Source organism: Streptomyces sp. NPDC005791 (assembly GCF_042871485.1).
In the GTDB taxonomy this organism is placed as follows: Bacteria; Actinomycetota; Actinomycetes; order Streptomycetales; family Streptomycetaceae; genus Streptomyces.
Genome location: NZ_JBIAIP010000040.1, coordinates 1 through 8,539, shown reverse-complemented (window position 1 = coordinate 8,539; position 8,539 = coordinate 1). Strand labels below are relative to the sequence as shown.

Annotated in this window: 7 protein-coding genes; all 7 read right to left on the bottom strand. The window is 64.4% G+C overall.

Annotation, left to right across the window (positions count from 1 at the left end):
• Nucleotides 1–460: 460 nt before the first annotated feature.
• A complete protein-coding gene (locus tag ACFYSH_RS33885) occupies nucleotides 461–1,807 on the bottom strand; it encodes an acetyl-CoA carboxylase biotin carboxylase subunit family protein (RefSeq protein WP_388757723.1) in 1,347 nt (448 codons plus the stop codon).
• A 20-nt stretch (nucleotides 1,808–1,827) separates the two neighbouring features.
• On the bottom strand, nucleotides 1,828–2,055 hold the full coding sequence (locus ACFYSH_RS33880; protein ID WP_388757720.1) for a hypothetical protein: 228 nt from the start codon (nucleotides 2,053–2,055) through the stop codon (nucleotides 1,828–1,830).
• 296 nt (nucleotides 2,056–2,351) lie between these two features.
• Complete coding sequence (locus ACFYSH_RS33875; RefSeq protein ID WP_388757717.1) at nucleotides 2,352–3,413, bottom strand: cytochrome P450; 1,062 nt, start codon at nucleotides 3,411–3,413, stop codon at nucleotides 2,352–2,354.
• A gap of 96 nt (nucleotides 3,414–3,509) precedes the next feature.
• Nucleotides 3,510–4,808: an MFS transporter gene (locus ACFYSH_RS33870; protein WP_388757714.1), complete on the bottom strand. Its 1,299-nt coding sequence runs from the start codon at nucleotides 4,806–4,808 to the stop codon at nucleotides 3,510–3,512.
• 155 nt (nucleotides 4,809–4,963) lie between these two features.
• Nucleotides 4,964–6,022 carry an amino acid--tRNA ligase-related protein gene (locus ACFYSH_RS33865; protein WP_388757711.1) on the bottom strand — a complete coding sequence of 353 codons (1,059 nt, stop codon included), beginning with the start codon at nucleotides 6,020–6,022 and terminating at the stop codon, nucleotides 4,964–4,966.
• A 22-nt stretch (nucleotides 6,023–6,044) separates the two neighbouring features.
• Nucleotides 6,045–7,328: an FAD-binding oxidoreductase gene (locus tag ACFYSH_RS33860; RefSeq protein ID WP_388757726.1), complete on the bottom strand. Its 1,284-nt coding sequence runs from the start codon at nucleotides 7,326–7,328 to the stop codon at nucleotides 6,045–6,047.
• A 186-nt stretch (nucleotides 7,329–7,514) separates the two neighbouring features.
• On the bottom strand, nucleotides 7,515–8,539 hold a 1,025-nt coding region (locus ACFYSH_RS33855; protein ID WP_388757708.1), incomplete at its 5' end, for an alpha/beta fold hydrolase.

Sequence of the window (8,539 nt, the reverse complement as noted above, 5' to 3'; positions counted from 1 at the left end):
AGCTACCTCGCCGGACTCCATCTCCGCGCCTCCATGATCTGGATCAAGGACCTCGCGCGGACCACTCATTGATCACAACTAGATACAGGCCCTAGAGCCAGGTACCGACGTGATCGTATTTCTAGAGGTTGCCGTTGGGGTGGCTGGTGGTGATCTGGACGGCGATGTAGGGAAAACCGGGCAGGCCAGGATCGGCCCGATGATGCCGACGAATCCGTCCGCAAGGCCCGTTGTCGGGGGCATCGCAATCGCCAATCACCCCCGACAACGGCCGCCTCGAGTTCGGCCCTAAGCAATGGCCAACACTCCATCAGTTGCACTCAGTACGATCACTCCCGCTGAGTCCCTAGGGCGCAGCGCATGTTCCGCCAACAGACGATGGCCTACGAGAGCAAGGCTCCGTCAGCGTGCGCGGAGACAGTGCCCGGCAATCCGCGAGGTACTACGCAAGGCAGTGACTTCATGCACTTGGGGGCTCGTAGACAGAGCCGCCAAGTTTCGCCTGCTCGGGCCACAGCTGCTCATGCCACTCGCGGTGCTCGCGGAACGGCATACCCGGGGGTGCGACGATCAGACGCTCGTCCACCCACCGCTGGAGGTCAGCCACCCGTGATGCAAAATCGTCAACGGAGTCGGCCTTGACAACCATGAGCCCCAGACTCTGCCCGACGAATTCAATCGCCTCCGGGAACGAGGTCCCGAATGGATGCTCGAATCGAGCATATTCGACATAGGGCAATTCCATCACCTCGGACACCGAGGGGTGGCTGATGAGCGTTCCCGGCCTGCCCAGCAAGTGAGTGTGGCCTGCTGCCTCCGGACGGATCTTGACGTTCAGTTCCGGACGTCGGCCTAGAGAGCAGAGAACTCCGCACTCGGCGAGGTCCACGTTGAATTTAAAGAGGACTACTTCCTGGGTCAGCCCGCCACCGCGTCGGGCGGCGCACTCGCCGAAGGTGAACTGTCCGGTCACGGGATTGTGGAACAGCTCCATGTGGAACACACCGCTCGAAAGGCCCAGGGCCGACAGCGACGCCTCCACCAAGGGTCGTGCCGCCTCGTAGGCCCATGACTCCTGGGTCGGGTCGAATCGGCGCACCCACACCGCTCGCTGCTCGGTCAACGCGTTCAAGCATGGTTCGCCGTACTTCCCGAGTGCCAGGAAGAGCAGCTCTCCCTCGAAGACGACACCGTCAGCGACCCATTCGTCACCGTCCACGAACTCTTCTAGCAAGAATGTGCGCCTAGGAATGTTCCGGTCCCGCATGCTGCGGCTGACAGCGCTGAGGCCATCGAAGTCGGTAACGGTGGAGGTGTAGCCCGTGCCTCCGAAAGAGATGGGCTTGATCACGGACCGCTTGAAGTCTGCGTCTTGCAGACTGCTGACATCGCGGATGTCCTCGATGACGACCGTTGGCGCGGTACTGATGCCTGCTTCACGGATTTTCTGCTTCTGCAGCGCTTTGTCCCGGAAATAGAGGGCCACATCGGGATCAATACCGCTGCATCCGAGCAGCCGGGAGATCACTCCCGCGTTCATCAACGTCCAGTCGTCGCCGGAGTGCACGCCAGCAAAATGGGTGTCCTTCAGGCCGGCCCGGTGTAGTGCGGCCAGGACCGACTCCGGGTGCCCGGGATCGTCTGCACGCACCACGCGGACGCCGTCCTCAGGGATATGAGGGCCGAAATCCCAGGGCTCCGGGCCACATACCGCGACAGTCTGGTCGGCGTGCTTGCGGCAGGCACGCAAGGCGTAGCGGTCTACCCCCATGTTCAGTATGGGTTGGTCCCGCTCTGCGGATGTCATGGATTCTGCTCTCCTTGAGTTCACAGTTGGTCCTGGCCGAGGCCACAGTTCCGGTCGGTGTCGGTCTGATAGCTGCCATGCCGGTAACGGAACAAGATCTGTGGAATACCGTCTGCCATCTCGAACTTCATCGTGCGTTCCTCGGCCCAGCACAGCGGCCGGTACTCCTGCTTACCCACGCGGACCAGTGCCGACTCGTAGTGCCCGTCGGTGTGCTCGCCTACCGCCGCACCCGGCTCCAGCTTCATGTAATGGACCGCCCCTGTTACTGCGGGGACCCGAAGCGCACGAACCCCGGCGGTCCCGGGCTCGTGAACTACGCCGATACACCGCTGATGCAGATGAAGCCGTACGGCGTCGGTTCTCAAGGGGCTCGGCACACCCTGCGGGTGGAAGAACACGCCAGCCGTCCGTGAGGCTATGGGTGATCTCTCCCTTACTGTAGGTCGCCTGAGGTTTGAAGCGCTCGCCCCCAGAGTGAACAGCTCTGGGGGAGACATCAAAATCCGGCAGGAGCTTGACGATATCTGGCCCCATGGCGTGTTTACTCCACTTCGCATGCTGAGAGACGAATGTTCAGGTGGTCGAACCCGCGGTAGGTCCGGTTTTTGCTCCATGTCAGGTCCTGCACACGAGCATCGGGGAACCGTTGGGTGAATTGGGTCAGCAGTGCTGTTGCCTCCATGCGTGCGAGGGGGGCACCCATGCAGTAGTGCATCCCATGACCGAACGCGAGGTGGTCTGTACGGCGCCCTCCGCCTGTGTGGGGCGCCGGGTGCGCCGGGCAGGCCGGTGGGTCGAATGGGTCGTGCCCTGTGAGGGACACCAAAACGAGATCGTCGGGGGCCATCGCTTGTCCGTTCATCTCCACTCGCTTCTCCGCCGTACGGGCGACATGGCCCAGTGGAGGGTGGAGTTCCAGGACCCGCTCAACGATCTCGGCCGTCTCAGTGGCGTTGGCCTCGTCAGCGACCACCGATATCAGGCCGTTCTCGATGACGTACCAGAGGGAGAAGCCCATGAGCGCGGCCGTCGTCTCCAGTCCGCCGAAAAGCATCAGCGAGCACGTGGCGAGGCGGTCCCGATCGTCGCCCGAGGTGGAGTTCCAGATGCTGTCTGCCCGGTCGGAGTTCTTCACGAACTCCCCCATGTCGCGCAGGGCATCCTGTGCGCGCACAGCGAAGTCCCGCCGGTAGGAGGCGGCCAAGAAGTCTGCGATGGCCCGGGCCCAGCCGTGCAGCTGGGCGCTATCGGTCTTCTCCAACCCCAGCATCAACGCCATCGTCCGCGCTGAGATCACCCCGGCCAGCTGAGGCATGGCGTCGCCGATGCCCTCCTGAGGAAACTCGTTGAGGGCGTCTTCGACGATCTCCTCGATCGACTCCTGGAGTTTGCGGATCCGGCCGGGCGAAAACATTCGTTGGACGCCCCGGCGGGCCGCGGTGTGCTGCTCACCATCCAGCAGCACGAACCACCGGCTGAGAACGTCCAGGAGTTCGGCGCATTGCTCCTTCATGTCGTCCGGGAGATAGCTACCTCCGTCCGCGGTCCGCGACGACAGGGCGGACTGGCCGAGCGCGGCCCGAGCCGTGTCCTTGTCGGACACGACCCAAGAGCCGAGCTCCTTGTAATACCGGATCGGGATTGTTGTGTTCTCTTGCACTCTCTCGACCTTCTCGAACGAGTCGACCTGTGGACGGGCTTATCCGGCCGCGTGTACGGGGTGTGGTGCACTGGCTGGCTCGCTGGGCAGGTCACGCCGTCGGCGCATGGGGCTCAGGAGGAGGATGAGCCCACAGGGAGCGATCAGCGCCGCCATGATCCACATGGTCGCGCGGGGGCCCACCGTGTCACCCAGGACGCCGGCCAGGAGCGCGCCGACTGGGATCGTGCTGTGCAGCACGAACATACTGGTGGCCACCACTCTGCCCAGCAGGACCGGCGGGCAGTATGCCTGCCTGAAGCTGCCGAGGACGACGTTGCAGGACACAATCCCGGCGATGAGCATGCACGTGCCGACGCAGTAGAAGATCAGGCCCGCTCCCGGCGTGGTGAGGGGAGAGACAAGAACGAAGGGACCAGTTGCCAGCTGGCACACCACGACGCTGCGGGCGGTACCGAAGCGCCGCCCGAGGGGCCGGGCGATCAGCGATCCCAGGATGCCGCCGAGCCCGGCGACCGCGACGAGGGCGCCGACGACAGAGGCATCCACGCCGACGGACTGCACGAGGAAGACGATCTGGATGGTTGTGTAGCCAGTGAGCCCCAGGTTGACGACGGCACCGTACGTGATGATGGGCCGCAGATACGGATCCTTGACTACGAACCGCAAGCCGATGGCGATCTGACGCGTGAACGGTTCCTTACTCACCTGCTTGGCTCTGGCAGGCTCCCGACTGCGGATGAGTAGGATGCACACCAGGCAGAAGAGGCAGGACAGGACTTCGATGAGGAGGCCGGTGGCCGCGCCGAGAGCCGTCACCAGCCCACCGCCGAGAGCTGGTCCGGCGATCCGGGTTGCTGCCTCGGCTCCCTGAAGTTTGGCGTTCCCCTCGATGAGGTCCTCCTTGGGCAGGACCGTCGGCAGGTAGACGTTGTAAGCCGTCTGGAAGAGCACCGTGGTGGTGCCTGTGAGTAGGGCAACCACCAGCAGGTGCCCGTACGTCAGGATGTCGAGCCACCAAGCGACGGGGATGCTCGCGAAGAGCACCGCTGAGATGGCATGGCAGGCGATCATGATCGGTCGACGGCTCTTGCTATCGACCCAGGCCCCCGCCGGGAGACCGATGACCAGCCAAGGCAGCCAGACCGCTGCTGCGAGCAAACCGACCTCGAAGGGGCTCGCAGAGAGGTTGAGCAGAGCAATCAGAGGCAGCACCACGCCGGTGACGCCCTTGGCCAGGCCGGTCACCGCATTGCTCAGCCAAAGCAACCGGAAGTCCCGCTGAGCTAGCACGCCCCAGAGAGCCTTGCGTGGTGGAGGGGAGGAGTGGTTCGTCACGGGTCATTCACCTATCGCTCATGAGGGAGGGGCCTCTCGGACTGCGGTCCCTCACGTGTGCTGTCGCGCCGGAGCCGGGCGCGAGCGTCCGACTCCGCCCAGTACCCAGCATCCGGGTCGTCACCTGACAGTAGAGCTCCGGCATACATGCTGTGCTACGGGCGCACGATTGCGTCCGGCCACGCCTGGGGCTCGTTCAGCCGGGAGACCAGCGGGATGTCACGGATGTCGTGATGGTTCAGGACCCACATGAGGAACCGCTCCACGCCCATGCCGAAGCCTGCCGTTTGCATCGGCATCTCGCTGCACATGCGCACATACCACTCATAGTCCTGCTCGCTGACCCCGTGCAGCGCAATGGACTTGCGAAGCAGCCCGACATCCGACTGGCGCTCACCCGACCCGACGATCTCACCCAGGCCGAAGTAGAGGTCGGCTGCCCGTACGGTCCGTGCCTCGTCGTCACCGAACGCTTGGTAAAAGGGGACACTGAGGCTGTCGAAGTGGTGAACCCAGAGAAATTCGTCCACGCGCTCCATGAGGAGCTTCTCGCCCTTGCGGGTGAGTGTGCGCCAGTCGCCCTCGTCCCGGACACAGCCCTCGACGTCCCCGGCCAGGCGGATGGCCTCCTCGAAAGTGATCTGTTCGAACGCCTCGGACCTGCCGGCCATCCGTTCCAGGTGGGTGATATCTCCCCGGGCGGCGGCGAGCCGGTCTCCCTGCTGCTCCAGGATCGCCGAGGCCAGTGCCTTCACGTATCCATTGACGTAGTCGATGAGCTCGTCCAGCCCACCGGGGATCTCCGCTTCGCTGTGGGTGAACTGGTTGAGGTGCGTCTCGTCCGGCTCCTCACCACGGAACGACGGCATGATGGTGTAACAGCCGCCCGGTGCTATGCGGCAGCCGTATTCCAGCATGAATTGCATGGAATCTGGCAGGTAGGTGTCAACGCCGAGGACCTTCACCGGGACCGGCTCGGCGTCGCTGCCCAGAGCGGTGGGACAGGTGATTGTACGGGTCGTGAGTGGCAGATGCAGGTTCTTCAGCCCGCGGGAGCGGGCGTAATCCGTCGTCGTGGTGACGAAGACGTCATGAAGATCGCCCACGAGTCCGTACCAGGGCGAGCGCAGAGCTTCCAGGAAGGAGCCCGGCTCGTTGCTGGCCAGCACGGGCGGCGGGGTGACGGTCGGGCGAAGGGCTGAGGACTGGTACATGGGGTTATTCCTTCCTGACGTGCTATTCGGCGCGGGCCGGCACGATGTTCTGGTTGCTGCGGAGGAGGTTGGCGGGGTCGTAGCGAGACTTAAGGGCCACGAGCTTGCGGTAGCGGTCCTCTCGGTAGACCTCGCGCACGTTCGCCGCCGGCTCGTCCTGGACGTAGTTGACGTAGGAACCGCCAAAGTGCCAAGGCTCTAGGACCTGCACGCTGCGGCGGGTCCAGGCGATGTTCTCGGCATCGTGTGCAGGGTCGGTCCACTGCGCGGACGCCGTGTAGATGTAGGGCGCCTCGCGGCGCGGGAAGGCCGATTCGGAATCCGGGACCCCGGTGATTTCTCCGCGCAGGTACTCGAAGTCAATTGAAGACAAGGGGGACTTGACGTCCTGCACCGCAGTGAGGAACGCTGTTGCGGCTTCTGGCGAGATGTCTTCGAGGTAGCAGGACTTGGTGAAGTAGCGGTTCCCGTGGGGTTCGCCGTGGTCACCGAGCGCCTGGAGCTCCGCGTACGTCAGCTGACGGGACAGGGAGCCAGCAGGAACAGCCTTATCGAAGAGACCGGAGGCTGCATGGGAGCCCTGTTCCAGAGCGCCGAGCCAAACCGTGGTCAGAAACAGGGCGGGCTTGCCCCGCAGGGAGCTGGGAATCCAATCCTGTGTCCCAGCGATCTTCATGCAGCCGACCGCGTGCATATCCGCGGGCTGGCTCTCGGCGAATGAACGGTACTCGGCGAGGGCCCGTGTTGCCTTGGCAAGGGGGTAGACACCGACCTGGTGGTGGACGGTGGCGACCCGTCGCAGCCGCAGCCGAAAGCGGGTAACGATACCGAAGTTGCCGCCACCTCCACGCAGACCCCACAGAAGCTCAGGGTTCTCTTCGGAGCTTGTCTGCACGATGGTGCCGTCTGCCAGAACGACCTCCGCAGCCAGTATGTGGTCGCAGGTCAAACCCCACTTGCGGGCCAGCCAGCCGTATCCGCCGCCCAGCGCGAGACCGGCAAGGCCGGTGTGCGACACGACGCCCGCCGGGCAGGCAAGTCCGTGAGGGGTGGTCGCGGCATCTACGTCAGCGAGGAGGCAGCCACCCTCGGCCTCAGCTATCTCGGCATCTTGCTCGACGGTGACGGCCCGCATCAGAGACAGGTCGATCATCAAGGCATCGTCGCCGACTGCGGTCCCGGCGACGTTGTGCCCCCCGCCACGGACCGTAACGGGCAGACCAGCCGTGCCCGCGTAACGTACGGCAGCACTAACATCAGCTGCGGTAAGGCAGCGGGCAATAAGGACCGGGCGCCGGTCGTGCATCCCGTTCCAGACTCGGCGGACGTCGTCGTATCCGGCGTCCCCCGGAGACAGGAGCTGTCCCGTAAACCGAGTGCGCAACGGCTCGTGGGATTCGCCCCCACGGAACTGTCCGTCCAGATCATTCACTGCAATCAATACCTTCCGGTATAAGAGCGCACGCGCATGGGCGCGCGGAGTACGGAGCGATCAGAGGCGCGGCAACTCATGCAGAGCCGCGGTCAATGCCTGCACGATCCGCTCACGGGGTTCGGGATTCATGACTTCTTCGTGGGCGCACGGGAGCTCTGTGATGTCCAGCGCGTCGATGTACGGCTGCCAGGACACAGGATTCGGACTCAGTTCGGTGCGCCCCTCTGTCGCGGCGAAGTAGAAGACCCGGCCGTTGAACCTCTGGGGTGTCCAGGCGGCTGCCAGGCGACTGGTGCTCACACCGGCTGTGATCATCCGCTGCAGGGTGCCGGCGCCGAGGGGAAGGTCAGCCAGGACCTTCGAACGCAGCCTCTCGAGCAGGCCGGCGAAGTCAGCCTCACCTTCCGCTGCGTCAACGGGCGCTGCGGCAAGTGTGACCAGAATGCCGAACTCGTCCCACTGGGCCGGTGTGGCGTAGCCCGGGCAGGGCCACTCCGCGCCGGGGTAGGAGTCCACGAGTACGAGCAAGTCGACCTCTTCCCCCTCGGACTGCAGCCGGGCGGCCAATGCCTGGGCGATGTTGCCGCCGAGTGACCAACCCAGGAGCCGGTACGGTCCGGCAGGCTGTACCCGCCTTATCTCACTGAGGAGTTGCATCAAGAGGACGTCGAAGTCGACGGGAGCTGTGGTGTCCTCGGTGAGGCCAGGCGTCTGCAGGCCGTAGACCGGTGTTCCGGCAGGCAGGGCCTGAGCGAGCGGCAGGTAGCTCCAAGCAAGGCCCGAGGCGGGATGGACACAGAACAACGGAGCGCGACCGGTGCCCGGCCTCAGTGGCATCAGCACGTCGAGTTCGGTGCCCGCACCACCGTTGAGCCCGGCACCGAGAAGTCGGGAAGGAGTGGGGTTGCGATACAGGTCTCGGATGCCGAGTTCCAGGCCGAGTGTGGCCCGTATGCGGCCGATCAGCCTCATGGCGAGCATCGAGTGCCCGCCGAGTTCGAAGAAGTTGTCGTCGACGCCTACCTGTGCCAGGCCCAGTACCTCCGCGAACAGACCGCACAAGATCTCTTCACGCGGTGTCC

Coding starts and splice junctions, on each gene's coding strand:
- ACFYSH_RS33865 (WP_388757711.1), bottom strand. CDS start 6,022: ATGTACCAGTCCTCAGCCCTTCGCCCGACCGTCACCCCGCCGCCCGTG.
- ACFYSH_RS33860 (WP_388757726.1), bottom strand. CDS start 7,328: ATGCACGACCGGCGCCCGGTCCTTATTGCCCGCTGCCTTACCGCAGCT.
- ACFYSH_RS33885 (WP_388757723.1), bottom strand. CDS start 1,807: ATGACATCCGCAGAGCGGGACCAACCCATACTGAACATGGGGGTAGAC.
- ACFYSH_RS33880 (WP_388757720.1), bottom strand. CDS start 2,055: ATGAAGCTGGAGCCGGGTGCGGCGGTAGGCGAGCACACCGACGGGCAC.